The sequence below is a fragment of the Streptomyces sp. NPDC058289 genome (assembly GCF_042880975.1).
Classification (GTDB): Bacteria; Actinomycetota; Actinomycetes; order Streptomycetales; family Streptomycetaceae; genus Streptomyces; species Streptomyces stoeckheimensis.
In genome coordinates, this window is the sequence record NZ_JBHVYI010000008.1 from 124916 (window position 1) to 149364 (window position 24449).

The following is a 24449-nucleotide window of genomic DNA, read 5'->3' on the forward strand; positions in this document are numbered from 1 at the left end:
GGCCCCGCATGCTCGCCGAGACCATTTGCTCCGCGGTGTCCGCGGCGGGCCTGGGCCTCGCCGCGCTGACCGCCTACCGCAAGCGATTCCTCGCGGCCACGCGGATCGCGGCGTACTCGCTGGTGCCCGTCGGCCTGGTGATGACGGGCGTCGTGGCGTGGGCGACCGGGATCGTCTTCAAGCCGACCGTCTGGGCCGGGTTCGCCGTGCTGGGGCTGGCCTGGCTCCTCTTCGTGACCACCCGCGCGATAGAGCGGCGCGGAGCGGGCGCGGGGGAGGGAAGGCAGAAGCAGCCGAAGGCCGCCAAGGGCCGCCCGGCCCAGGAGGCCGTCGCCCCGGCCGCCTCCGCGCCCTCGCTGGGCGACGGTGCCCGCCCGCGGCCCACCCCGGCCGCCGCCCCCGCCGAGGACTTCTCCGACATCGAGGCGATCCTCAAGAAGCACGGCATATGACCCGGCCGACCCCGGCCGCGCGGCCCCGGTCCGCGCGGCAGGTCCGCGCGGCGATCCGGGACGGGAACCACCTGATCTGACGGGATCCGGTGAACTCGCGCGTTCCGTCTGGCGTGTTGAGGGGCGCGCGCGGGTCCGCTGGGCCATCATCGCCCCGACATGCCCGACACAACATCGGGTGAGCCCGCCGTTCCCGCGCCGGCCACCGTTCCCGTCGCCGAGGAGCCGAGAGGCTGCCTCTTCGCGCTCTCCCAGCCGCCCTTGATGATCTTCCTAGCCGTGATCGGCGGCTTGCTGCTGCTCGCCGCCGTGCACGATCTCTTCCTGCTCTGAGCCCGGCTCCGTCCCCAGCTCCGATTTGCGCCGGGCCCGGTACGCCGCCACGTGCAGCCGGTTCCCGCAGGTGCGGCTGTCGCAGTAGCGCCGGGAGCGGTTGCGGGACAGGTCGACGAAGGCCCGCCGGCAGTCCGGGGCCTCGCAGCGGCGCAGCCGCTCCTGCTCGCCCGAGACCACGATGAAGGCCAGTGCCATGCCGCCGTCGGCCGCCAGGTGGTCTCCCACCGACGCGCCCGGGGCGAAGTAGTGCACGTGCCAGTCGTAGCCGTCGTGGTTGGTCAGCTGCGGGGTGGTGCCGGCCGTCGCGACCAGCTCGTTGATCAGGACGGAGGCCGCGCGCGAGGTGGGCGCCGCGAAGATCTGGGCGAATTTGCCGCGCACCGTGCGCACGCCGGCGAGATCGCGGGCGCTGAGCTCGCCGACGTCGCTGATCGCGTACTCGTGGACGAAGCCGCGCAGCGCGTTCACGTCCGCCAGCCCGTCGGGCTGCTCGGTCTCGGCCGAGGTGTTCACCAGCGCGACGACGACGTCGAGCGCGCGACGGGTGTCGTGGGGGATCTGCACGGGGTCTCCCTCAAGGGCCGGGCCTGCGGTGACGGTCTGCTGCCGCCGCTGGTGGCCGACTCTAGCGGGTCACCCCAAAGCGCACCGGCGCCGTCCACGCGGGTGGCTTCCGCATGAACAGCGCCGGCACTTCCGTATGTGGTTGTCCGCCGTGCACCGTCGCCCCGAGTCGGACGGTGTCGTACGGCCCCCGGGCTCAGCCGGGGGAGGGTTCCCTCTGTAGGCCTGGCTCAGGATTCGGCCAGGATGTGGGAGAGCTCCTTGTCGAGGTCGAAGTGCCGGTGTTCGGTCCCGGGTGGAACCGCGGCGTCCGTCCGCTTGAGGAACGACTCCAGTGCTCGGGCGGGTGCTTCGAGCAGTGCTTCTCCCTCCGGTGAGCTCAGGGCGATGCAGACGACCCCCTGACCGTGACTGCGGGACGGCCAGACACGGACGTCTCCGGTACCGGTGGGCCGGTGAAGGCCCTCGGCGAGGAGGTCGCGGGCGAATACCCATTCGACCGTCTCCTCGGCGCCGGTGTGGAAGGTGGCGTGCACGGCGTAGGGGTCGGCCGTGTCATACCGCAGGCCCGCGGGAACAGGCAGTGAGGACTCGCTCGACACAACGAGGCGCAGGTGCAGCTCGCAGCTGACCGTGGTGTTCATAAGCGCCAGGGCCTTTCGCTCAGTGTGCGCTCGGGGATTCGCACGTCGGCGAAATCGACATGCCACCTACGGTGCCGTTGTAAACCCCTCTGACCGTTTTGCGGACCTCTGGGTCCCTCGGACGGCGGATCCAAACGACCATTCACGTGTGCTGGCACCTCGGGTAGATTCGACTCCATGAACACGGGGAGTGACCGCGAGACCAACGAGTCCGCTGCCGAATCCACAGCCGGATCCGCCGCCGAGCCCGCGGCCGAATCCACGGCCGAATCCACGACGGGATCCGCCGCCGAGGAGGCGCCGCACGTCTCCAAGGCGCCGGACTTCATCAAGGCCCGTCGAGGTCTGCACCTGAGCTGGCAGGTCGGCGTCTTCGTCGTCGGCCTCGCCGTCATCGGCGCCGGCATCGCCATGCTGGTCCTGCCCGGACCGGGCTGGGTGGCGATCTTCGCGGGCCTCGCGATCTGGGCCACCGAATTCGCCTGGGCCCACCTCGCCCTGCGCTGGACCAAGCGCAAGGTCAGCGAGGCCGCCCACAAGGCCCTGGATCCGAAGGTCCGCCGCCGCAACATCATCCTGACCAGCGTCGGGCTCGTGATCGCGGGCGTCCTGATCGGCTTCTACCTGTGGAAGTACGGGCTCGTGCTGCCCTGGAACCTCAAGGACCAGTGAGCCCGCCCGCCCATGGCGGAGAGCACCGCTGACATGCGGTAATGTTTGCGGTGCGTCCGGGCGATTAGCTCAGTGGGAGAGCACTTCGTTCACACCGAAGGGGTCACTGGTTCGAACCCAGTATCGCCCACCCGGACCAGAGGCCCGGAGACTTTCACAGTCTCCGGGCCTCTGGCTTTTTCACCCGTCCGGCCCCCGCTCCGGCCCCGCCGGGCTACCTCAGCCGGCCGATGGCCTCCCGCAGTCGGCGGGCGTCGCGCAGCCGCTTCTCGTAGGTGGCCCCCACCGCCAGCAGCAGCACCCCCGCCAGGGCCGGCGGGAGCCAGCGCGGCAGCGCGTCCACCACCTGGACGACGTACGGGGTCAGCTCGTGCAGGGCCACCGCCGTCAGCGTCGCCCCGCCCAGCAGCAGCGGTGCGCGGAGCCGGCCGCGGGCACCGGCCAGGGTCACCCCGAGCGCGGCCGTCCCCAGCAGCAGCGGTCGCAGCCAGTGCGGATCGCCCCACACCGCGAGGGTGCTCGGCAGCAGGGTCGCCGCCAGACCCGGCCCGTACGCCGTCCAGGACCCGGCCAGCGGATCACGGCGCCGCCGCAGGAACCCCACGGCCAGCGCCGCCGCCGTCACCGGCAGGGTGTACGCCTCGGGCACCGTCACCTCCGAAGCCGCCAGCCGTACCCAGGTCGCCGCGAGGAACAGCACCCCGGCCGGCCAGGCCGCCGCCGACCGGCGCTCGGACCGCACCGCCGCCGCAGCGCACACCACCCCGGCCAAGGCCAGGACCAGCGCGAGCACCGGAGCGTCCCCGGTGGCCAGGGCCACCGCGAGGAGGCCCGAGGCGGCCGCCGCGACCTCGGCCGGGACCCGTACGACGCCCAGCCGCGGCCCGAGCGCCGCCACCACCGCCGGGACCACCAGCACCGGCGGCGCCCACCAGGCCACCGGCCGATCCAGCAGCGCGCCCAACGCCACCGCGAGGAGCGCCGCGTACCCGACGGCGAGCGCCGCGGCCCCCGCGCGGGCCCACTCCGGGGCGGGCCGGTACGCCGCTCCCGCCGCGCAGGCGGCCCCCAGCAGGCCGAACACCCCGAAGGTGGCCAGCCGGCCGTCCAGGGCCGCCACGGACACGTTCAGGGCCCCCACCAGCGCGCAGGCGCCCGCAGCCACCCCCACGAGACTGCGAAGGGCGACCGCCGCGGACCCGGAGCCCGCGGGGATGCCGTCGCCGACGGTCCCGGAGCCCGTCGGGCTGCCGCCGGCCGCCGCGGCGTCCTTCGCGGGCGCGCCGGCGACCGCCACCGCCGTGGACCGCAGCGCGAGCAGTCCCGCCGTCAGCGTCACCGCGAGTTGGGCCGCGAAGACCGCACCCGGGGCCGCATCGAGCACCACGGGGGCCGTGAACAGCGCCGCCCAGCCCAGGACCACCGCCGCCACCCCGGCCTCAGGCCGCTCCGGGAGCACCCGGACCAGCCACCACGCGGCCCCGGCCGTCAGCAGCAGCGCCACCGGCGCGGCGAGCCCCGGGCCGTCGGCGGCCGCCGGAGCGGGCGTCGTCACCGACCAGACCTCCTCCAGCACCCGCAGCCGGTCCACCAGCACCGTCGCCACCCACGCCACGCAGGCCACCGCCTGCAGGACGGCCACCCCCGCACCGGCCAGGGCGAGGCCGCGCCTCACCGGCTCCGGGAGCGCGGAGACCCGTAGGGCCCCCAGCAGGGGCAGCGCCACCACGAGGTACGCGACCGCCGCCCAGGGCGGGCTCAGCTCCGGCCGGAACAGGCCGCCCAGCGCCGCCACCGCCGCGAAGGCACCGGCCGCCGCGAAGGCGGCCCGCAGGCCGGAAGCGCGCCACGCCACCACCAGCGCGAGCACGGCCACCGCCGCCAGCCGCGCCGAAGGAGCCAGGGCCGCGCCCGTCGATTCCGCCGCCGCGGACTCGACCAGACCCGTCAGCAGCGCGGCCCCGCCCGCCACCGAGCCCGCCGCCCCCGCCCAGCGGGACCAGCGCCCGGGCCGCAGCAGCACCAGCCCCGCGTCCAGCGCAGCCGTCCCCAGCAGGGCCCAGGCCATGTCCAGCCCCGCCGCCCCGGCGGCCAGCGCCGCCAGCGGCAGCGGGAGCTGCGCCGTCAGCAGCGCCGCGGGGACCGGGATCCGCAGCGCGGGCAGGGAGCGCCCGTACCCCGCCCACACAGCCGCCAGAGCCGCGGCGGCACCGGCCGCGTACGCCGTGCCGTCCACCTCCGGCATGCCGACGGCGTACAGCGCGTACGCGTCCAGCACCGTCAGCAGCAGACCGACGGCGGCCACCGCCTCGGCGGTCGAGCGCAGCCCCCGGCGCAGCAGCGCCACCGGGGCGCCCAGTGCCGCCGCCGTCACCACGGCGAGCACCGCGCTGCGCCCGGCGATCCCCAGGGAGCCCCAGCTGACCAGCGTGAACGCCAGCGCCGCGACGGCCAGCAGCACCGCGCCCAGGACCAGCAGCACGTTCTGCGCGCCGGGAGCCGAGGCCTCCGCTCCCTGCGCGGGCACCGGCGGCCGGGCCGGCGCCCCCCACGCGTGGGGGGCCTGGGCGCCGAGCAGCCATGCACGGCGACTCAGCAGGAAGTGGCGCCGGGCGTCGAGTTGGATCAGTTCCCGGTCGATGAGCACGAGCTCCTCGGCCGGCGGCAGGGGGTTGTCCATGGTTCGGAGTGTGGCGCCCATCACCCCGTCAGGACATGGGTGCACGTACTCATCTCCGGGTGAGTTCCGGCTGAGTACCCGGTGCGCGCCCCCGCCGCGCGCAAGACTGGAGACATGGACCGAAGCAGCCGCATCTGCAGCCCCGGCGCCGCGCGGGGCAGCAGCCCCGCCGGCCGCGCCGCCCCCGCCAACCCCGCCGACCGGTGGACCCGTTACCGCTTCCGCAGCGTGTGGGACCTCGACGCCGCACCCGCCCGCGTCTACGCCGTCCTGGAACGCCCCGAGTCCTACCCCCTGTGGTGGCCCCAGATCCGCGCCGTCGCCCCCGCCGCCGACGGGAGCAGCGGCACCGCCTTCATCCGCTCCGCCCTCCCGTACACCCTGCGCGTGAGCGCGGCCGAACTCCTGCGGGACCCCGTGCGCGGCATCCTGGAGGTCGCCCTGCTCGGTGACCTGGAGGGCTGGGCGCGCTGGACCGTGCGGTCGCGGCCCGGCGGCGCGCGGGCCCTGTACGAGCAGGAGGTCGAGGTGCGCCGCCCCCTGATGCGCCTGCTCGCGTTCCCCGGGCGGCCGGTGTTCCGGCTCAACCACACCCTGATGATGCGGGCCGGGCGGCGCGGGCTCGCCGCACATCTGGTGGCCCGGCCGGAAGCGGTTTGAACCAGCCCCGAGCCTTCTGTATTGTTCACACCGTTCCCGGGCGATTAGCTCAGCGGGAGAGCACTTCGTTCACACCGAAGGGGTCACTGGTTCGATCCCAGTATCGCCCACCGGGACAGGCCGGTCCGTCTTGTGACGGACCGGCCTTCCGCATGTACGGGACCCTTCGCGTGCCGTGCCCCGCACGCCGCGAGCAGCTCCGGCTCACGCCGCAGCGGGCAGCTCCGGCCGCAGCGGCCAGTGCGGATCCACCGACTCCGGCGTGCCCTGCCGTGCGAACCACGCCTGAAGTCCCCGCGCCTGCGCCGCGTGCCACACCTGCTGGAGCGTGTGCAGCTCCGCCGGTGTCAGCCGCTCCAGCCGGCCCGCGAACCTGCGCCCCACGGCCCGTACGAGCTCCAGGGACGCCAGCGCGTCCGCGCCCGCGTCATGGGCCCCCTCCAGCTCTATCCCGTAGTGCGCGCACAGATCCGTCAGCGTCCGGCGCCCCTTGCGGTAGCGGTCCAGATGCTTGTCCAGCACCCGCGGATCCAGCACCGTCAGCGGCCGGTTGTCCAGGTACCGGGCCAGCGAGGACGCCCGGTGGCGGCGCAACTCCCGGTCCAGCAGCGTCAGATCGAACGGCGCGTTCATCACCACCACCGGCCTCCCCGCCATCTGCTGCTCCCCGAGCGCGCGGGCTATCTCCTCCACCACCGGCGCGGGCCACCGCCCGTTGCGCTGGAGGTGCTCATCGGTCAGACCGTGCACTTCCGTGGCCCCCGGAGGTACCGGGATGCCGGGATTGACCAGCCAGCGCGTCGAGCGGATCCGGCCGCCCGCGCACTCCTGCACGATGAGCGCGGCGGACACGATCCGGTCCCGCTCCACGTCCACCCCGGTCGTCTCCGTGTCGAATGCGGCCAGCGGGCCCTCGTACCAGCGTGTCATGGCGAACTCCTCGTCACCCGTCGGCAGATGGCCCCACCCGGGCACCGCGCCCCAGGCCCCGCCACCCTTGCCCGAAACGGTGATACCCGGGCTCTTTGCCCCGTACGCCGTTTGCGGGACTCCGACTGCGGAGACAACTCAACTGGGGGACCGCACACATGACCGGTCGTCAACCCCGACACCCTGGCACGGATCTGACGCGGCCCGGCACGGCCGCTCGAAACGGCACAGCCCGGAAGGCATGGGGAGCCGTCCATGGCGCTCGCGCAGCCCGAACCGGGCGGGGTGCTCGCGGGGCAGATCGATCCGCGGACCGACCCGCGGAGCGGACCGCTGCGCGGCACACTCGCCACCACCGCCTGCATGGAAACCCTTCAGGTGGGATACCTGCACGCCGTCGTCGCCGCGGCCGGCTGCTCGCTGTCCCAGCCCTTTCCCGACAACGGCATCGACTGGCACGTCAGCCACGGCGCCCCCGAGCACGTCGTCGACGACGAGGTGACCATCAAGGTCCAGCTCAAGGCGACTTACCAGATACCGGCCGGACCGGCCGGGCCCACCTTCGGCTTCACCCTCGACAACGAGCACCTGGTGAAGCTGGCCCGCACGCCGGTCGCCGTGCACAAGATCCTCGTCGTGATGCTCGTCCCGCGGGAACGCGACCAATGGCTGAGCGCCGGGCACGACCGGCTCGACCTGCGGCACTGCTGCTACTGGACCAATCTCGCCGGGCACCCCGTGACCGGCCGGCGCCGGACCACCGTACGGATCCCGACCACGCGGATCTTCGACGACCGGGCGCTCTGCGAGATCATGACCCGGGTCGGGTCGGGAGGGACACCTTGATGAACTGGCAGTCACCGCACCTGGAGCCGCTCTCCTCACCGGAGTTCGCCGCGGGAGCCCCCGATCCCGCGCAGGTCGATCCGCTCGTGCTCGGCGCCCTGTTGCACCGGCACGGCTGGCTGCGCCGCGGCGGCGCCGCCGGACGGTACGGGCGCTGGACGCCACCCGCCCCGTACGCCACGGGCAGCGGCGGCACCAGCCTCCTCGTCCCCGAGAGCCGGGCCTTCCCCGACTGCGCCGACCTGCTCGAAGAGGCGCTCACCGCGCTCTCGCGCAGCGCGCTGCCGTCGGCGCGCGAGGTGCTGTACGGGCTCAGCGTGCCGAGCGACGAGATCCGCTGGGAACGCGAGATCCCGCGAGGGGCGTACGGACTCCACGGCGAGGCCGACTGGACGGTCCAGGAACAGCTCCGCTCGGCCGCCCGCCAGCTGCTCCTCGCCGGGGCACTGGCCGACCGGGCGCGGGCCGGCTACTACGGGGCCCGGCACCGCGGCCAGGCGGAGCGGGCACTGGACGGAGTCCTGGTGGGGCCGGCTCCGGGCGGCCGGCGGCTGACCGCGTACGTCCCCGTCGACGGGGGCCGGGGGACGGTGATCCGGCTCCACCACGCGCTGCACGCCGCCCGCGAGGCCGTGGACTACCAGCGAGCCACCGGCGGCATGGAAGCCTTCGACGCGGCGGTCGAGGCCGGGGCCAGCCGGGAGCTCGCCGAGGCACTCATCTCGCTGGTCCACGGCTCGGAGGGTGCCCGGGTGGCCCTGGCGTGGGCCCCGGCGGCGGGGGTCCCGGCGGGGTGCGCGGCCCGGCCGGAGCCGGTGGAGTTCTCGCCCGGCGACCTCCCGGTGCTCCGGGAGGCGGCCGCGCGGTACACGAGGGACGAACCCGCGGTGCCGGTCAGGGTGGCGGGAGCCGTGGTCCGGATGCGGAGGTCCGCCCCGGGCGGTGGGGGCACGGTCCGGCTGCGGGTCCTGGCCGGGGCCGAGATCCCGTACGTCCGGGTCGTGCTCGACGAGGAGTCGTACCGGGTGGCGGGCCACGCCCACCTGGTCGGACTGCCGATCCGGGTCAGCGGACGCTTGCAGCGGCGGGGCGGGTTCCGTCGGCTGACGGACGCCGCGGACGTGCGGCCGGTGCCGCTGGACGAGGTCGAACGGGACCGCCTGATGAAGTCCCTGGACGAGTCCCTCGACGCCGGGGACGCGCTGCCGTCGGACGACTAGGACGACTAGGACGGCCGGGACGGCCGGGCGGCACGCGCTAGACGTGCAGCTCCGGGGGAAAGCCGGTCCAGCGCAGCTCGGCGGGCAGGTGCCGCATGTCGTTGGAGACGAGGACGGTGGCCGGCCGGCCGGGCGCGTACCGGATGACGGTGAGCGCGGCGTTGGCGTGGTTGAGGCCGAGCCAGCGCCAATGCGGTGCGTCCATGGCGTCCCGGACGAGCCAGGCGACCAGGAAGTTGTGGGTGACGACCAGTTCGTGCCGGTCCTCTGCGCCGTCCACCGGCCCGGTGAACAGGTCCTGCGCCCGCCGGGCCAGCCCGGGTCCCTGCTCCCGCTCCTCCTCCGTGGCGCCGGCGAGAAAGCGGAGGAAGAGGTCCGCGGAGTCCGCCGGAAGCTCCTCCCTCGCCGGCACGTAGGGGATGTAGTCGCCGGCAACGTCCGAGACGTGCAGGGGGACGTTCTCCAGCTGGTCGCCGATCAGACGTGCGGTCTGCTCCGCCCGCGGCAGCGGGCCGTGGTGGACGGCCGAGAGAGGGATGCCGCGCAGGCGCCGGCCGAGCAGCCCGGCCTGCCGACGGCCGTCCTCCGTCAGCCCGCTCTCCTCCGACGTCGCCTCGCCGTGCCGCACCAGATAGAGGTATCGGGTAGCCGTGCCCGTCATGACATGCTCCTCTGCGTTCGCCAATGATCTTGTGCAGCCAGGGACGCAGCCGCCTCCGGCGGCGGTTCCCGCCGGCCCCGGCGGTAACCGTTTAGCGGCGCAGCCCATCCGCTCGGTACGATTCAGGCGCGCAGTGTTCGCTCGCGCACCCCCTGAGTCAGGAGAGACCGGTGTCAGACGTCCGTGTGTTCATCCAACGCGATTCCGAGCGGGACGAGCGCGTGGTGGCCACGGGCACTACGGCGGCAGAGCTCTTCGCCGGCGAGCGCACCATCGTCGCCGCGCGCATCGCAGGTGAGCTGAAGGACCTCGCGTACGAGGTGAAGGACGGCGAGACCGTCGAGCCCGTGGAGATCTCCTCTCCCGACGGCCTCGACATCCTGCGCCACTCCACCGCGCACGTCATGGCGCAGGCCGTGCAGGAGCTCTTCCCCGAGGCCAAGCTGGGCATCGGCCCGCCGGTCCGGGACGGCTTCTACTACGACTTCGACGTCGCGAAGCCCTTCACCCCCGATGACCTCAAGGCCATCGAGAAGAAGATGCAGGAGATCCAGAAGCGCGGCCAGCGCTTCGCCCGCCGCGTGGTCACCGACGAGGCGGCCCGCGAGGAGCTCGGACACGAGCCCTACAAGCTCGAGCTCATCGGCATCAAGGGTTCGGCGTCGACCGACGACGGCGCGAACGTCGAGGTGGGCGGCGGCGAGCTGACCATCTACGACAACTTCGACGCCAAGACCGGCGACCTGTGCTGGAAGGACCTCTGCCGAGGCCCCCACCTGCCCACCACCCGCAACATCCCGGCGTTCAAGCTGATGCGCAACGCCGCCGCCTACTGGCGCGGCAGCGAGAAGAACCCGATGCTCCAGCGCATCTACGGCACCGCGTGGCCGTCGAAGGAGGAGCTGAAGGCCCACCTCGACTTCCTCGTGGAGGCCGAGAAGCGCGACCACCGCAAGCTCGGCACCGAGCTCGACCTGTTCTCCGTACAGGACGAGATCGGCTCCGGCCTGGCCGTCTTCCACCCGCGGGGCGGCGTCATCCGCCGCACCATGGAGGACTACTCGCGCAAGCGGCACGAGGAAGAGGGCTACGAGTTCGTCTACACCCCGCACGCCACCAAGGGCACCCTCTTCGAGAAGAGCGGCCACCTGGACTGGTACGCGGAGGGCATGTACCCCCCCATGCAGCTCGACGGTGGTACCGACTACTACCTCAAGCCCATGAACTGCCCGATGCACAACCTGATCTTCGATGCGCGCGGCCGCTCCTACCGCGAACTGCCGCTGCGCCTCTTCGAGTTCGGCACCGTGTACCGGTACGAGAAGTCCGGCGTCGTGCACGGCCTGACCCGCTCGCGCGGTTTCACCCAGGACGACGCGCACATCTACTGCACCAAGGAGCAGATGGCGGAGGAGCTCGACCGCACGCTGACCTTCGTGCTGAACCTGCTCCGCGACTACGGTCTGACCGACTTCTACCTGGAGCTGTCGACCAAGGACCCGGAGAAGTTCGTCGGCTCGGACGAGATCTGGGAGGAGGCCACCGCCACCCTCCAGCAGGTCGCCGAGAAGCAGGGCCTGCCCCTGGTCCCGGACCCGGGCGGCGCCGCGTTCTACGGCCCGAAGATCTCCGTCCAGTGCCGTGACGCGATCGGCCGCACCTGGCAGATGTCGACCGTGCAGCTCGACTTCAACCTGCCGGAGCGCTTCAACCTGGAGTACACCGGCCCCGACGGCACCAAGCAGCGTCCGGTCATGATCCACCGTGCGCTGTTCGGTTCCATCGAGCGGTTCTTCGCCGTCCTGCTGGAGCACTACGCGGGCGTCATGCCGCCGTGGCTCGCCCCGGTCCAGGCGGTCGGCATCCCGATCGGCGACTCGCACATCGAGTACCTGCAGGAGTTCGCCGCCGAGGCGAAGAAGAAGGGCCTGCGCGTCGAGGTGGACGCCTCCTCCGACCGCATGCAGAAGAAGATCCGCAACCAGCAGAAGCTGAAGGTCCCCTTCATGATCATCGTCGGTGACGAGGACATGGCCGCGGGCACCGTCTCCTTCCGCTACCGCGACGGTTCGCAGGAGAACGGCGTCCCGCGCGACCAGGCGCTGGCGAAGCTCGTGGACGTCGTGGAGCGCCGCGTCCAGGTGTGATCGTGATCCCCGCGCAACGTGGGGGAGGAGCCCCCGGGAAGTCTCACTTCCCGGGGGCTTCCTCGTCCTCCCGCCGGAAGGCCTGCAGCATCCAGGACGAGAACGAACCCGTCACCGCGCCCAGCAGCGCCAGCCCGCCGGCCATCAGGAACCCCGCGACGATCCGGCCCCCCGGAGTCACCGGGGCCATGTCCCCGTAACCCACCGTCGTCAGCGTCTCGCACACCCACCACACCGCGTCCCCGAGCGTGAGGATCGAGGCTCCGGGGGCCTGGCGCTCGAAGTGGTGGACCCCGAGGGCGCCCGCGAAGCCGAGCAGCCCGGCCGACAGGCCCGCGTACGACATCACGCGCGCGTACAGGTTGCGGCGCGGGCGGTTGTAGCGGGCCTGGATCGCGTCGTGGACCTTGACCATGCGCAGCGGCCGCAGCAGCGGCAGCATCACGATCAGGGTGTCCAGCCAGTGCACGCGGACGAAGCGCAGCGGCCGCATGCGGCTCAGGATCAGCCGGGCCAGGTAGTCCACGACGAAGCAGGCCCAGGTGGCGGCGACCAGGCCGAGGCCGATGTCCCGCCACAGGGGGTGGGCCCGGTAGGCCACCACGGAGAGCGTGTAGCCGGCGAGGAAGAGCAGGGAGGCGTAGAACAGGGGCAGCTCGGTCCGGCGTTCCCAGGCCTGGTCACCGGTCGCGGTTGCATCGTTCATGGGCTCAGCATCGCGTCCCGCACACCGGTGTTCGCCCCGGCGACACGCCGCTCGGGGCCAAGGTCATATGCTGCATCCCATGACGATTGAGCCGGAGCAGCAGATCGGTGTGGGCACGCAGGACGCGTTCCAGCGTCTGTGGACGCCCCACCGGATGGCCTACATCCAGGGGGAGAACAAGCCGACCGGGCCGGAGGCCGGGGACGGCTGTCCCTTCTGCGGGATTCCGGAGATGTCGGACCAGGACGGACTGGTCGTGGCTCGGGGCAAGCACGTCTACGCCGTGCTGAACCTCTACCCGTACAACGGCGGCCACCTGATGGTCGTGCCGTACCGGCACGTCGCCGATTACACGGACCTGGACGCCGCCGAGACCCTCGAGCTCGCCGATCTCACGAAGCGGGCGATGGTCGCGCTGCGCAAGGCGTCCGGTGCGCACGGGTTCAACATCGGCATGAACCAGGGCCAGGCCGCCGGCGCCGGCATCGCCGCGCACCTGCACCAGCACATCGTGCCCCGCTGGGGCGGGGACACGAACTTCATGCCGGTCGTGGGCCACACCAAGGTGCTGCCCCAACTCCTCGCGGACACCCGCCAGATGCTCGCCGATTCCTGGCCCACCGGCTGATACCGGCGACCGGGACCCACCCGCTGGGGCTGCCGGGCCCCGGCCGGTGGGCCGGGGCTCACGCGTCGTAGACGTCCGCCTTGCGCGGTGCGGCGTCCTGGACCAGGCCGCTGACGATCATCGAGCGGTTGGTGAAGCGTTCGGTGTCGACCCCGTTCTCCTCCAGGACCCGCATCGCGGCGGTGTGCACCGCCCGCAGGACCGGGGTCGCGGCGCGCATCGCGTCGTCCGCCATGAAGCGGTGGCGCCACGGCTGGCCGGCCCAGACGTGGCGGACGCCGAAGGGCTCCGGGAGGACGAGCTTGCCGCCCAGGAAGTCCAGGAGCGGCGGGTACCAGGTGAAGGGCGCGCGCACGGCGAGGCGTACGACCTCGTTCGTGTCGACCACGGGCCGCTTGAGCTCCACGGTTTCCCAGAAGCGCACGGATTTGGCGACCTCGTCGACCGGCGCCGCCGACTTGGTGGTGAACAGGCCGTGCACCGGGCCGAGCGCGTGCCCGGTGACCTCCACGCGCAGGGTCTTGTAGAGCACGGTGACCGTGACCAGCATGGTGATCACGAGCTGGCCGTCCCAGAGCGGGTACTGGATGCCGAGGTAGTGCCGGTTGCCGGCACTGAACTGCTGCTCGTTGCAGATCCGGGTGATCTCGTGCGGCTTGACCAGGAAGGTGTCCACGTCCGCTCCGCTGGGGCGGGTCACTTCCTTGGCGCCCTCGCCGACCGGGGAGACGATCCAGTGCTGGATCGACGCGGGCGGGAGGCCACCGGTGTGCAGGGGGCCGCGCTCCAGCTTGCGCAGCTGGGTGTCGATCGCGCGTATGACGTCCCAGCTGCGGAACGGGTGGATCTCGGAGCCCTCGTTCTTGGGGGTGAGCTCCTCGGCCATCTGCCAGCTGCCCCACCGCGTGCCCATGCCGAGTATGCCCTTGGGGCCCGCGTAGAAGACGGCATTGCTGCGGTCCTCGGCGGTGAGCTTGGCCAGGGAGTGGCGCAGGTCCTCGCGGGCCTTCTCGTCGGGGTTGCCGGGGACGGCCTCCGGGATCTTGGCGGCCACCCCGCCGCCGCCCGCGAGGAGCCCGTCCCAGCGGGAGCGCAGGTCTTCGGCGGTGGCCTCGCAGAGCCGGCGGGCGAGGAACCAGCCGGCGACCGGGGCGATGACCATGGCGCGGACGTAGATGCCCAGCACGCCGGTCACGGGGAGCCGGAACATGAGCACGGCGACCACCAGGCCCACGCCGACGAGGAGCGCCGTACCCATCCAGGAGGCCCGCTTGGCCTCGGAGTTCGCCAGGGCCTTGCGGGCCCAGAACAGGCCGAGCCACAGCAGCAGGCCGGGGAGGAACACGACCCCGCAGACGAGCATGATCAGGCGGAGCTTGCGGTCGCGCTCCTTGCGGATGCGGGAGGCGGCCAGGCAGTGCTCGACGACGGTCTGCGGGTCGGCGCCGAAGGACTGGATGAGGGGTTTGCGGGTCGGCGGGATGGTGCGCGCCTCGACGGCGCGGCAGAAGGCCTCGCCGAGATTGGGGGCGAGCAGGGAAACCTTGGCGGGTTTGACGACGGACTCGTGGTACTCGTTGTTGGCCTTGAGTATCTCTTCCAGCTTGCTGTCGCGCCCGCCGTCCCGGTAGGCGGCGGACGCGAGGGCGTTGGTCGCGGCGGTCTGGCCGCCGCCGCCCTGGAGTGGGATCTGTGCCCCGGGCCTGAAGTCGAATCCGTCGTCCGCCACCGCTGCCCCCATCGCTGTGCGTCGTGCTCGTGTGCGGGCCCACCCGCTTGGTCTACCCGTTCGGTCTGCCCGCCTCACGCGCGGACGAGCCTATCGGCCGATTCCTCCCCGTGGTCATGGGACAGGTAAATGCCGCCCATCGCAAGCGGGTTGGATGGGCGGCGGGGGGTGACGCTATGTCAGGTGACTTCCCTTCTCTGGCTGTTCGCGCAGCTTGTCCGCTATCTGTGGCGGCATCGGCTCGTGCCGCGCGTACGTACGGCTGAACAGCCCCGTGCCGTGCGATACGGAGCGCAGCTCCACGGCGTAGCGGCCGATCTCGATCTCGGGGATCTCGGCGAGGACCCGGGTGCGGCCGGTGCCCGCCGCGTCGGTGCCCACGACGCGGCCCCGGCGGCCGGCGAGGTCGCTCATGACGGGGCCGACGTACTCGTCGGGAACGAGTACGTCGAGCTCGGCGACCGGTTCGAGGAGCTGGACGGGGGCCCCGGCGGCGGCTTCGCGCAGGGCGAGGGCGCCCGCGGTCTGGAAGGCGGCGTCGGAGGAGTCCACCGAGTGGGCCTTGCCGTCGAGCAGGGTGATGCGTACGTCGACCAGCGGGTAGCCGGCCGCGAGCCCCCGGGCGGCCTGTGCCCGGACGCCCTTCTCCACGGACGGGATGAACTGGCGCGGAACCGCTCCGCCGACGACCTTGTCCACGAACTCGATGCCGCTGCCCGGCGGCAGCGGCTCGACCTCGATCTCGCAGATGGCGAACTGACCGTGCCCGCCGGACTGCTTCACGTGCCGTCCGCGGCCGCCGGCCTTGGCGCCGAAGGTCTCGCGGAGGCTGACCTTGTGCGGGACCGGGTCGACCTGGACCCCGTACCGGGTGCGCAGCCGTTCGAGGGCGAGGTCCTGATGGGCTTCGCCGAGGCACCACAGGACGAGCTGACGGGTGTGCGGGTTCTGTTCGAGCCGCATGGTCGGGTCCTCGGCCACCAGCCGGGCCAGGCCCTGGGAGAGCTTGTCCTCGTCGGGCTTGCTGTGGGCCTCGATGGCGAGGGGGAGCAGCGGGTCGGGCATGGACCAGGCCTCCATGAGGAGGGGGTCGTCCTTGGCGGAGAGGGTGTCTCCGGTCTCGGCGCGGGTGAGTTTGGCCACGCAGGCCAGATCGCCGGCGATGCAGTGGGGGAGGGTGCGCTGCTGTTTGCCGAAGGGCGAGGTCAGGGCGCCGATGCGCTCGTCCACGTCGTGGTCTTCATGTCCGCGGTCGGTGAGTCCGTGCCCGCTGACGTGGACCGTCTCGTCGGGGCGCAGGGTGCCGGAGAAGACGCGGACGAGCGAGACGCGGCCGACGTAGGGGTCGGAGGAGGTCTTCACCACCTCGGCGACGAGCGGTCCGTCGGGATCGCAGGTGACCGCGGGGCGGGCCGCGCCGTCGGGGGTGGTGACGTTGACGGGCGCGCGCTCCAGCGGGGTGGGGAAGCCGCCGGTGATCAGTTCGAGGAGCTCTACGGTGCCCAGGCCCTTGCGCGCGCCGTCGGCGGCGGGGGCGGCCATCAGGACGGGGTGGAACGTGCCGCGGGCGACGGCGCGCTCCAAGTCGTCGACCAGGGTCTTGAGGTCGATGTCCTCGCCGCCGAGATAGCGGTCCATGAGGGTCTCGTCCTCGCTCTCGGCGATGATCCCCTCGATCAGCCGGGCGCGGGCGTCGGTGATCAGGGCGAGCTCGCCGGGGTCCGGGTCGCGCTCGACGCGGTCGCCGGAGGTGTAGTCGTAGACGCGCTGGGAGAGCAGCCCGAGCAGTCCGGCCACCGGGGCGTGACCGTCGGGGGCGGCAGGGCCGTGCAGGGGCAGGTAGAGCGGGCGCACGGCATCGGGGTCGTCCGCCCCGAAGGCGTCGCCGCACACCGTGGTCATCTGCGTGTAGTCGGCGCGGGCGGCTTCCAGGTGGGTCACGACGATGGCGCGCGGCATGCCGACGGCGGCGCATTCGTCCCAGACCATCCGGGTGGCCCCGGAGAGCCCGTCGCCGTCCTCGGCGGCCGAGACCACGAAGAGGGCAGCGTCGGCGGCGCGCAGGCCGGCCCGGAGCTCTCCGACGAAGTCGGCGTAACCGGGGGTGTCCAGGATGTTGATCTTGACTCCGGCCCACTCCACGGGGACCAGGGAGAGCTGGATGGAGCGCTGGCGGCGGTGCTCGATCTCGTCGTAGTCGGAGACGGTGGCGCCGTCCTCGACGCGCCCGGCCCGTTTCACGGCGCCGGCGGTCAGGGCCAGGGCTTCGACCAGGGTGGTCTTGCCGGATCCGCTGTGGCCGACCAGCACGACGTTCCGTACGGAGGTCGGGTGGTCGGCCGTCGGTGCTCTGCCGGCGGCTCCGGATTGGTGTGATGCGGCTCCCACGATGCTCGTGCCTCCCGATTGGAGGGGATGGAGGGGAAAAGGCCTCCTTCGAGCTTTGCACTGCCGTCACACCGCGTCCAGACGTCGTACCGGAGGCGCCGGGGGAGGCGTCCGGGGGGCGACGCCCGGGAACGTGCCGGGGAGGCGTTGGGGAGGCGTCGGGGAGGGTGCCGGGGAGGCGCCCGGGACCGTGCCGGGGGAGGGCGCGGGGGAAGGTGTCCGGAAACGTGCCCGGAAACAGGCCCGGCAGGGAGTGCGGAACGTGGCGAACGGCCCGAGAACGGCCCACCTCGTGTGAACCGGTGGGTGCGCGGCGCCGATGGCCCGGGGCCCTGGCTACGATGGGCCAGCCGGTGGCCGTGGTGGCCGTGCGGCCCAGCGACCCTCCGGGAAGGCCATGCTGAACAAGTACGCGCGTGCATTCTTCACGCGTGTTCTCACGCCATTCGCCGCATTTCTGCTCCGGATGGGAGTGAGTCCCGACGCGGTCACCCTCATCGGCACGGCCGGAGTGGTGGCCGGAGCCCTGGTCTTCTTCCCCATGGGCGAATTCTTCTGGGGCACGATCACCATCACGCTCTTCGTCTTCTCCGACCTGGTGGACGGGAACATGGCCCGCCAGGCCGGCGTCTCCAGCCGGTGGGGCGCGTTCCTCGACTCCACCCTCGACCGGGTGGCGGACGCGGCGATCTTCGGCGGGCTCGCGCTCTGGTACGCGGGTTCCGGGAACAACAACGCGCTCTGCGCGGTCGCCATCTTCTGCCTGGCCAGCGGCCAGGTGGTCTCGTACACCAAGGCCCGCGGCGAGTCGATCGGCCTGCCGGTCGCCGTCAACGGACTCATCGAACGCGCCGAACGCCTGGTGATCACGCTGGTCGCGGCCGGCCTGTCGGGTCTGGAGACCTTCGGCGTCGCCTCGTGGATCGGCCTGCTGCTGCCGATCGCGCTGTGGGTGGTCGCGGCGGGCTCGCTCGTGACCCTGATCCAGCGCGTGGTGACCGTACGGCGCGAATCGGCGGAGGCCGACGCCGCCGCTGCAGCCGCCGGCGCTCCCTCCGAAGGCGGTACGCCCTGATGGGCAAGGCACAGGACAAGCTGGTCGACGGGCTCTACGGGCTCGGCTGGGCCGGGGTCAAGAAGCTGCCCGAGCCGGCCGCGGCCGCCCTCGGACAGCGGATCGCGGACTTCACCTGGAAGCGGCGCGGCAAGAGCGTGCTGCGCCTGGAGTCGAACCTGGCCCGCGTGGTGCCGGACGCGACGCCCGAGCGGCTGCGCGAGCTGTCGCACGCGGGCATGCGTTCCTACATGCGGTACTGGATGGAGTCCTTCCGCCTGCCGACCATGGCCAAGGAACGATTCAGCACCGACGTGGAGATGAAGGACGACCACATCCTGCGCGAGGCACTGGCCTCCGGACGCGGAGTGATCGTCGCCCTCCCGCACCTGGCCAACTGGGACCTCGCCGGCGCCTGGGCCGTCACCCACATCGGAGTCCCCTTCACCACCGTCGCCGAGCGGCTCAAGCCGGAGACCCTCTACGACCGCTTCGTCGCCTACCGCGAGAGCCTGGGCATGGAGGTGCTGCCGCACAACGGCGGCGCCGCCTTCGGCACGCTCGCGCGACGGCTGCGCTCCGGCGGGCTCGTCTGCCTGGTCGCGGACCGGGACCTGTCGGCTTCCGGGGTGGAAGTGGACTTCTTCGGCTCGGCGGCGCGCATGCCGGCCGGCCCGGCGCTGCTCGCCCAGCAGACGGGCGCGTTCCTGCTCCCGGCCACCCTGTACTACGGGGACGCGCCGAAGATGTACGGCCGGATCCACTCCCCGGTGGAGGTGCCCGAGAAGGGCACCCGTCAGGAGAAGACCGCCGCCATGACGCAGGCGGTCGCCGACGCCTTCGCCCAGGGCATCGCCGAACACCCGCAGGACTGGCACATGCTCCAGCGGCTGTGGCTCGACGATCTTGAGACCGCCGGTCACGGCGCTGCCCGGCCCGAGGAGCACTCCGCGTGAAGATCGGCATCGTCTGCCCGTACTCCTGGGACGTGCCCGGCGGGGTCCAGTTCCACATCCGGGACCTGGCGGAACACCTGATCGGCCTCGGTCACGAGGTGTCGGTCCTGGCCCCGTCGGACGACGAGACCGGCCTGCCCCCCTACGTGGTGTCGGCGGGGCGGGCGGTGCCGGTGCCGTACAACGGCTCGGTGGCCCGGCTCAACTTCGGGTTCCTGTCGGCGGCCCGCGTACGGCGCTGGCTGCACGACGGGGTCTTCGACGTGGTCCACATCCACGAGCCGACCGCCCCCTCGCTGGGCCTGCTGACCTGCTGGGCGGCGCAGGGCCCCATCGTGGCCACCTTCCACACCTCCAACCCGCGCTCCCGGGCCATGCTCGCGGCGTACCCGATCCTGCAGCCGGCGCTGGAGAAGATCAGCGCCCGGATCGCGGTGAGCGAGTACGCGCGGCGCACGCTCGTCGAGCACCTCGGCGGGGACGCGGTGGTCATCCCCAACGGCGTGGACGTGGACTTCTTCGCCAAGGCCGACCCGAATCCGGCCTGGTCGGGCCAGACCCTCGGCTTCATCGGCCGGATCGACGAACCGCGCAAGGGCCTGCCGGTCCTGATGGCGGCCTTCCCGCGCATCGTGGCGGAATGCCCGGACGTACGCCTCCTCGTGGCGGGCCGCGGCGACGAGGAGGAGGCCGTCGCCTCCCTCCCGCCCGAACTCCGCTCCCGGGTCGAGTTCCTCGGCATGGTCTCGGACGAGGACAAGGCGCGGCTGCTGCGCAGCGTCGACGTGTACGTGGCCCCGAACACGGGCGGCGAGAGCTTCGGCATCATCCTCGTCGAGGCCCTCTCGGCCGGGGCGGCCGTCCTCGCCGCCGATCTCGACGCCTTCGCGCAGGTCCTGGACCAGGGGGCGGCGGGGGAGCTCTTCTCGAACGAGGACCCCGATTCCCTGGCGGCATCGGCGATCGCCCTCCTGGGCGACCCGGCCCGCCGAGCGGAACTGAGCACCCGGGGCTCCGCACACGTGCGCCGCTTCGACTGGTCGACGGTGGCGGCGGACATCCTGGCCGTCTACGAAACGGTGACCGACGGCGCGGCGGCGGTGGCCGAGGACGAACGCGTCCCCCTCCGAACCCGCCTGGGCCTCACCCGAGACACCTAGCCCCCCCGGGGGCCCGGGCCCGCCTGTGCTCCGACCCGTCCGGGCTCAAGCCCGGCCCGGCCCGACCTCTGGCCCGGTCGACCTCCGGCTCGTCCGACCTCCGGCTCGTCCGGGCTCCGGCCCCGCCCGGGTGCGGCCGGACCGGCCCGTCCGCGCGGGACCCGGCCGCGGGTGTGCCGCTGCGCGGTGCGGAGTCCCCTACCCGCCCTTCGCCCGTTCCCCGGGGCTCCGCCCCGGACCCGATGCCGCGTTGCGCGCCGTTCCCGGGGGCCAGCCCCCGGACCCCCGCTCCTCAAACGCCGGAGGGGCTGGATTTGGGCCGGTGTCGGCCCTGATCGTGCGGGCCGGTGGGGCTGGATCTGGGCCGGTGTCGGCCCTGATCGTGCGGGCCGGTGGGGCTGGATCTGGGCTGGTGTCGGCCCTGACCGTGCCGGCCGGTGGGGCTGGGCGTGCCGCCGTGCGGCGCAGGATTTTGCCTGGTCGGGGGCTGGATTGCTCCCAGGGGCAATTCCAGCCTCGCCGGCGTTTGAGGCGCGGGGTCTGGGGCGGAGCCCCAGGGTCTTTCCGGGTCCGGGCAGAGCCCGGGGAACGGTGGAAGGGCGGGTAGGGGACTTTGCCCCGCGCAGCGGCGAGGGGTGCTGCGGGGACTTCGCCCCGCAGGGCCGACCACCCGCACCCGCCCACCGGGCCCACGCCGGGACGGCAGTGGCGAGCGCTCCGACCGGGCCACCGCCGGGCGGAGTCCGGCGCAGCGGCGCGAAGCCGGTGAGGCCCGCCGGGGCCGCACCGTGCGAGGGGCGCGTCGAAAAGGTGCCGCGCGTTCAAAGGTAAAGTCGCGGCCCGTGATCGAAACCCTTGTCTGGATTGCCCTCGGCCTCGGCCTCGTCGGGGTTTACCTCAGTTGGACCGCCGGCCGCCTCGACCGGCTGCACTCCCGGATGGACGCCGCCCGCGCCGCCCTCGACGCGCAGCTCGTCCGCCGGGCCTCCGTGGTGCTGGAGGTCGCGACCTCCGGGGTGCTGGACCCCGCCTCCTCCCTCGTCCTGTACGAGGCCGCGCACGCCGCCCGCCAAGCGGAGGAGGAGCACCGCGAGGTCGCCGAGAGCGAACTCAGCCAGGCACTGCGCGCGGTGTTCGCCGACGTCGGGCAGGTCGACGCGCTCAAGGCGGCCCCGGGCGGGGCGGAGGCCACCGAGGAGCTCGCGGCGGCGGTCCGCCGGGTGCCGATGGCCCGGCGGTTCCTCAACGACGCCGTCCGCGCGGCCCGCGCCCTGCGCCGCCACCGCAAGGTCCGCTGGTTCCGGCTGGCGGGCCACGCGGCGTTCCCGCTGGCCTTCGAGATGGACGACGAGCCTCCGGTGGATCTGGCCGAGCGGCCGTAACTTGTACCCAATGGCCAAATTGCAAGGAGCCACCGGCTGCACATTGGCCCTTGCCGTGGACTGGTCCAGAGGGTTTCCTCGGTCGAGTACCACCAGGTCGCCCGTAGCGATCGCCAGTAGCGCCTGAATCTTCCTTTCGAGTGAGGTCAATCCGTGAGCACGCTTCCCTCCACCCCGCAGTCCGCCGAGTCGGCGATCGGCACCTCCCGCGTCAAGCGCGGCATGGCCGAGCAGCTCAAGGGCGGCGTGATCATGGATGTGGTCAACGCCGAGCAGGCGAAGATCGCCGAGGACGCCGGCGCCGTGGCCGTCATGGCCTTGGAGCGGGTTCCCGCCGACATCCGCAAGGACGGCGGCGTCGCCCGGATGTCCGACCCGAACATGATCGAAGAGATCATCGAGGCCGTCTCCATCCCGGTCATGGCCAAGTCCCGCATCGGCCACTTCGTCGAGGCCCAGGTCCTCCAGTCCCTCGGCGTCGACTACATCGACGAGTCCGAGGTCCTGACCCCGGCCGACGAGGTCAACCACTCCGACAAGTGGGCGTTCACCACCCCCTTCGTCTGTGGCGCCACCAACCTGGGCGAGGCCCTGCGCCGCATCGCCGAGGGCGCGGCCATGATCCGCTCGAAGGGCGAGGCCGGTACCGGCAACGTCGTCGAGGCCGTCCGTCACCTGCGCCAGATCAAGAACGAGATCGCCCGTCTGCGCGGCTACGACAACAACGAGCTGTTCGCCGCCGCCAAGGAGCTGCGCGCCCCGTACGAGCTGGTCAAGGAAGTTGCCGAGCTCGGCAAGCTCCCGGTCGTGCTGTTCTCCGCCGGTGGCGTCGCCACCCCGGCCGACGCCGCGCTGATGCGCCAGCTCGGTGCCGAGGGCGTCTTCGTCGGCTCCGGCATCTTCAAGTCGGGCGACCCGGCCAAGCGCGCCGCCGCCATCGTGAAGGCCACCACCTTCTACGACGACCCGAAGATCATCGCGGACGCCTCCCGCAACCTGGGCGAGGCCATGGTCGGCATCAACTGCGACACCCTCCCCGAGTCCGAGCGCTACGCCAACCGCGGCTGGTAGTCATCACCATGACCACCCCCGTGATTGGTGTCCTGGCACTCCAGGGCGACGTACGGGAGCACCTGATCGCCCTGGCCTCGGCTGACGCCGTGGCCAGGCCGGTCCGGCGTCCCGAGGAGCTCGCCGAGGTCGACGCCCTGGTGATCCCCGGCGGCGAGTCCACGACCATGTCGAAGCTCGCCGTGCTGTTCGGCATGCTGGAGCCGCTGCGCGAGCGCGTACGGGCCGGGATGCCGGTCTACGGCACCTGCGCCGGCATGATCATGCTCGCCGACAAGCTGCTGGACGGCCGTGAGGACCAGGAGACCCTGGGCGGCATCGACATGATCGTGCGCCGCAACGCCTTCGGCCGCCAGAACGAGTCCTTCGAGGCGCAGGTCGACTTCGCCGGCATCGAGGGCGGCCCCGTCGAGGGCGTCTTCATCCGCGCCCCCTGGGTCGAGTCCGTCGGCGCCGCCGCCGAGGTGCTCGCCACGTACGACGGCCACACCGTCGCCGTACGCCAGGGCAATGTCCTCGCCACCTCGTTCCACCCGGAGCTCACGGGTGACGACCGGGTCCACGCGTACTTCGTCGACATGGTGCGCGCGGGGCTGTAACGGCGTCCCGGTAGGATCTGAGGCGAACATTGTTGGTGACGCGAAGGAGACAGGCAGATGTCCGGCCACTCTAAATGGGCTACGACGAAGCACAAGAAGGCCGTGGTTGACGCCAAGCGCGGCAAGCTCTTCGCGAAGCTGATCAAGAACATCGAGGTCGCGGCCCGTATGGGCGGCGCCGACATCGATGGCAACCCGACCCTCTTCGACGCCATCCAGAAGGCGAAGAAGAGCTCGGTCCCGAACAAGAACATCGACTCCGCGGTCAAGCGCGGCGGCGGCCTCGAGGCCGGCGGCGCCGACTACGAGACGATCATGTACGAAGGCTACGGCCCGAACGGCGTCGCGGTGCTCATCGAGTGCCTCACCGACAACCGCAACCGTGCCGCGTCCGACGTGCGGGTCGCCATGACCCGCAACGGCGGTTCGATGGCCGACCCGGGCTCGGTGTCGTACCTGTTCAACCGCAAGGGCGTCGTCCTGCTGCCCAAGGGCGAGCTGTCCGAGGACGACGTGCTGGAGACGGTGCTGGAGGCGGGGGCCGAAGAGGTCAACGACCTCGGCGAGCAGTTCGAGATCATCAGCGAGGCCACCGACATGGTCGCGGTCCGTACCGCGCTCCAGCAGGCCGGCATCGACTACGACTCGGCCGACTCCAACTTCCTGCCGACCATGCAGGTCGAGCTGGACGAAGAGGGCGCGCGCAAGATCTTCAAGCTGATCGACGCGCTGGAGGACAGCGACGACGTGCAGAACGTCTTCGCCAACTTCGACGTCTCGGACGAGGTCATGGAGAAGGTCGACGCCTGATCCAGGGCGCCAACCGCTCACAGCGTTCGGACAGCGGGGCGGCGGGGGCACACCCCCTCGGCCCCCGCCCGGTTGCTAAGCCGGGGAGGTATAAAAAAAAACAACCCCACCAACACCACCAAAAAAAAATAATAAGAGAAAGAGATTAAAAAAA

22 protein-coding genes and 2 tRNA genes are annotated in these 24449 nt (G+C 72.2%); 16 read left to right on the forward strand and 8 right to left on the reverse strand.

Translation table 11 applies throughout. The features are described 5' to 3' along the window. Positions 1–8 precede the first annotated feature (8 nt). A complete protein-coding gene (locus ACFVX6_RS06220; protein ID WP_389688457.1) occupies positions 9–452 on the forward strand; it encodes a hypothetical protein in 444 nt (147 codons plus the stop codon). A 273-nt stretch (positions 453–725) separates the two neighbouring features. On the opposite strand, the gene ACFVX6_RS06225 is transcribed toward ACFVX6_RS06220, so the two are convergent. After that, positions 726–1352 carry a CGNR zinc finger domain-containing protein gene (locus tag ACFVX6_RS06225; protein WP_389688459.1) on the reverse strand — a complete coding sequence of 209 codons (627 nt, stop codon included), beginning with the start codon at positions 1350–1352 and terminating at the stop codon, positions 726–728. 230 nt (positions 1353–1582) lie between these two features. Beyond that, on the reverse strand, positions 1583–1996 hold the full coding sequence (locus tag ACFVX6_RS06230) for an SsgA family sporulation/cell division regulator (RefSeq protein ID WP_030011909.1): 414 nt from the start codon (positions 1994–1996) through the stop codon (positions 1583–1585). A gap of 177 nt (positions 1997–2173) precedes the next feature. On the opposite strand from ACFVX6_RS06230, the gene ACFVX6_RS06235 reads away from it, so the two are divergent. Both ACFVX6_RS06235 and ACFVX6_RS06240 read left to right on the forward strand, forming a co-directional pair. Next, positions 2174–2668: a TIGR02611 family protein gene (locus ACFVX6_RS06235; protein WP_389688461.1), complete on the forward strand. Its 495-nt coding sequence runs from the start codon at positions 2174–2176 to the stop codon at positions 2666–2668. A 58-nt stretch (positions 2669–2726) separates the two neighbouring features. Beyond that, positions 2727–2798 (forward strand) — tRNA-Val (locus tag ACFVX6_RS06240). Positions 2799–2882: 84 nt separating this feature from the next. Here ACFVX6_RS06240 and ACFVX6_RS06245 read toward each other — a convergent pair. Continuing rightward, positions 2883–5348, reverse strand: coding sequence for an SCO7613 C-terminal domain-containing membrane protein (locus tag ACFVX6_RS06245; RefSeq protein WP_389688463.1), 2466 nt, complete (start codon positions 5346–5348; stop codon positions 2883–2885). 114 nt (positions 5349–5462) lie between these two features. Here ACFVX6_RS06245 and ACFVX6_RS06250 point away from each other — a divergent pair, with 114 nt between their 5' ends. Together ACFVX6_RS06250 and ACFVX6_RS06255 are read left to right on the forward strand one after the other, a co-directional pair. After that, positions 5463–6008, forward strand: coding sequence for an SRPBCC family protein (locus ACFVX6_RS06250; protein ID WP_389688464.1), 546 nt, complete (start codon positions 5463–5465; stop codon positions 6006–6008). A 38-nt stretch (positions 6009–6046) separates the two neighbouring features. Then, a tRNA-Val gene (locus ACFVX6_RS06255) sits at positions 6047–6118 on the forward strand. A gap of 94 nt (positions 6119–6212) precedes the next feature. Here ACFVX6_RS06255 and ACFVX6_RS06260 read toward each other — a convergent pair. After that, complete coding sequence (locus ACFVX6_RS06260; RefSeq protein WP_267040828.1) at positions 6213–6938, reverse strand: 3'-5' exonuclease; 726 nt, start codon at positions 6936–6938, stop codon at positions 6213–6215. 255 nt (positions 6939–7193) lie between these two features. On the opposite strand from ACFVX6_RS06260, the gene ACFVX6_RS06265 reads away from it, so the two are divergent. Then, the gene (locus ACFVX6_RS06265) at positions 7194–7784 is read left to right on the forward strand and encodes a DUF4365 domain-containing protein (RefSeq protein ID WP_383955012.1); all 591 of its coding nucleotides are present in this window, start codon (positions 7194–7196) and stop codon (positions 7782–7784) included. Continuing rightward, positions 7784–9004 carry a hypothetical protein gene (locus ACFVX6_RS06270; RefSeq protein ID WP_389688467.1) on the forward strand — a complete coding sequence of 407 codons (1221 nt, stop codon included), beginning with the start codon at positions 7784–7786 and terminating at the stop codon, positions 9002–9004. The genes ACFVX6_RS06265 and ACFVX6_RS06270 overlap by 1 nt, the downstream gene beginning before the upstream one ends. A gap of 37 nt (positions 9005–9041) precedes the next feature. On the opposite strand, the gene ACFVX6_RS06275 is transcribed toward ACFVX6_RS06270, so the two are convergent. Continuing rightward, entirely contained in the window at positions 9042–9665 is a 624-nt protein-coding gene (locus tag ACFVX6_RS06275) for a histidine phosphatase family protein (RefSeq protein WP_389688469.1), read from the reverse strand. A 170-nt stretch (positions 9666–9835) separates the two neighbouring features. On the opposite strand from ACFVX6_RS06275, the gene thrS reads away from it, so the two are divergent. Beyond that, positions 9836–11812, forward strand: coding sequence for a threonine--tRNA ligase (gene thrS, locus ACFVX6_RS06280; RefSeq protein ID WP_389688471.1), 1977 nt, complete (start codon positions 9836–9838; stop codon positions 11810–11812). Positions 11813–11855: 43 nt separating this feature from the next. On the opposite strand, the gene ACFVX6_RS06285 is transcribed toward thrS, so the two are convergent. Next, complete coding sequence (locus ACFVX6_RS06285; protein WP_389688473.1) at positions 11856–12518, reverse strand: potassium channel family protein; 663 nt, start codon at positions 12516–12518, stop codon at positions 11856–11858. Between the two features lie 67 nt (positions 12519–12585). On the opposite strand from ACFVX6_RS06285, the gene ACFVX6_RS06290 reads away from it, so the two are divergent. After that, positions 12586–13146 carry an HIT family protein gene (locus ACFVX6_RS06290; RefSeq protein WP_389688475.1) on the forward strand — a complete coding sequence of 187 codons (561 nt, stop codon included), beginning with the start codon at positions 12586–12588 and terminating at the stop codon, positions 13144–13146. A gap of 58 nt (positions 13147–13204) precedes the next feature. On the opposite strand, the gene ACFVX6_RS06295 is transcribed toward ACFVX6_RS06290, so the two are convergent. Continuing rightward, positions 13205–14875: a hypothetical protein gene (locus ACFVX6_RS06295; protein WP_389688477.1), complete on the reverse strand. Its 1671-nt coding sequence runs from the start codon at positions 14873–14875 to the stop codon at positions 13205–13207. 174 nt (positions 14876–15049) lie between these two features. Further along, complete coding sequence (locus ACFVX6_RS06300; RefSeq protein WP_389688479.1) at positions 15050–17263, reverse strand: elongation factor G-like protein EF-G2; 2214 nt, start codon at positions 17261–17263, stop codon at positions 15050–15052. Between the two features lie 397 nt (positions 17264–17660). Here ACFVX6_RS06300 and pgsA point away from each other — a divergent pair, with 397 nt between their 5' ends. The 7 genes from pgsA (at position 17661) to ACFVX6_RS06335 (ending at position 24295) form a co-directional block, all read left to right on the forward strand. Further along, positions 17661–18338, forward strand: coding sequence for a phosphatidylinositol phosphate synthase (gene pgsA, locus ACFVX6_RS06305; protein ID WP_389688481.1), 678 nt, complete (start codon positions 17661–17663; stop codon positions 18336–18338). Beyond that, entirely contained in the window at positions 18338–19273 is a 936-nt protein-coding gene (locus tag ACFVX6_RS06310; RefSeq protein WP_389688483.1) for a phosphatidylinositol mannoside acyltransferase, read from the forward strand. The genes pgsA and ACFVX6_RS06310 overlap by 1 nt, the downstream gene beginning before the upstream one ends. Further along, positions 19270–20433, forward strand: coding sequence for a glycosyltransferase family 4 protein (locus ACFVX6_RS06315; protein WP_389688485.1), 1164 nt, complete (start codon positions 19270–19272; stop codon positions 20431–20433). The genes ACFVX6_RS06310 and ACFVX6_RS06315 overlap by 4 nt, the downstream gene beginning before the upstream one ends. 842 nt (positions 20434–21275) lie before the next feature. After that, entirely contained in the window at positions 21276–21815 is a 540-nt protein-coding gene (locus ACFVX6_RS06320) for a hypothetical protein (RefSeq protein WP_250744712.1), read from the forward strand. Between the two features lie 153 nt (positions 21816–21968). After that, the gene (gene pdxS / locus ACFVX6_RS06325; protein ID WP_030294529.1) at positions 21969–22886 is read left to right on the forward strand and encodes a pyridoxal 5'-phosphate synthase lyase subunit PdxS; all 918 of its coding nucleotides are present in this window, start codon (positions 21969–21971) and stop codon (positions 22884–22886) included. Positions 22887–22894: 8 nt separating this feature from the next. After that, positions 22895–23485, forward strand: coding sequence for a pyridoxal 5'-phosphate synthase glutaminase subunit PdxT (gene pdxT / locus ACFVX6_RS06330; RefSeq protein ID WP_328297665.1), 591 nt, complete (start codon positions 22895–22897; stop codon positions 23483–23485). 57 nt (positions 23486–23542) lie between these two features. Further along, positions 23543–24295: a YebC/PmpR family DNA-binding transcriptional regulator gene (locus ACFVX6_RS06335; RefSeq protein WP_243334244.1), complete on the forward strand. Its 753-nt coding sequence runs from the start codon at positions 23543–23545 to the stop codon at positions 24293–24295. The last annotated feature ends 154 nt before the right edge of the window (positions 24296–24449 follow it).

Coding starts and splice junctions, on each gene's coding strand:
- ACFVX6_RS06220 (WP_389688457.1), top strand. CDS start 9: ATGCTCGCCGAGACCATTTGCTCCGCGGTGTCCGCGGCGGGCCTGGGC.
- ACFVX6_RS06230 (WP_030011909.1), bottom strand. CDS start 1,996: ATGAACACCACGGTCAGCTGCGAGCTGCACCTGCGCCTCGTTGTGTCG.
- ACFVX6_RS06235 (WP_389688461.1), top strand. CDS start 2,174: ATGAACACGGGGAGTGACCGCGAGACCAACGAGTCCGCTGCCGAATCC.
- ACFVX6_RS06245 (WP_389688463.1), bottom strand. CDS start 5,348: ATGGACAACCCCCTGCCGCCGGCCGAGGAGCTCGTGCTCATCGACCGG.
- ACFVX6_RS06250 (WP_389688464.1), top strand. CDS start 5,463: ATGGACCGAAGCAGCCGCATCTGCAGCCCCGGCGCCGCGCGGGGCAGC.
- ACFVX6_RS06260 (WP_267040828.1), bottom strand. CDS start 6,938: ATGACACGCTGGTACGAGGGCCCGCTGGCCGCATTCGACACGGAGACG.
- ACFVX6_RS06265 (WP_383955012.1), top strand. CDS start 7,194: ATGGCGCTCGCGCAGCCCGAACCGGGCGGGGTGCTCGCGGGGCAGATC.
- ACFVX6_RS06270 (WP_389688467.1), top strand. CDS start 7,784: ATGAACTGGCAGTCACCGCACCTGGAGCCGCTCTCCTCACCGGAGTTC.
- ACFVX6_RS06275 (WP_389688469.1), bottom strand. CDS start 9,665: ATGACGGGCACGGCTACCCGATACCTCTATCTGGTGCGGCACGGCGAG.
- ACFVX6_RS06285 (WP_389688473.1), bottom strand. CDS start 12,518: ATGAACGATGCAACCGCGACCGGTGACCAGGCCTGGGAACGCCGGACC.
- ACFVX6_RS06290 (WP_389688475.1), top strand. CDS start 12,586: ATGCTGCATCCCATGACGATTGAGCCGGAGCAGCAGATCGGTGTGGGC.
- pgsA (WP_389688481.1), top strand. CDS start 17,661: ATGCTGAACAAGTACGCGCGTGCATTCTTCACGCGTGTTCTCACGCCA.
- ACFVX6_RS06310 (WP_389688483.1), top strand. CDS start 18,338: ATGGGCAAGGCACAGGACAAGCTGGTCGACGGGCTCTACGGGCTCGGC.
- pdxT (WP_328297665.1), top strand. CDS start 22,895: ATGACCACCCCCGTGATTGGTGTCCTGGCACTCCAGGGCGACGTACGG.
- ACFVX6_RS06335 (WP_243334244.1), top strand. CDS start 23,543: ATGTCCGGCCACTCTAAATGGGCTACGACGAAGCACAAGAAGGCCGTG.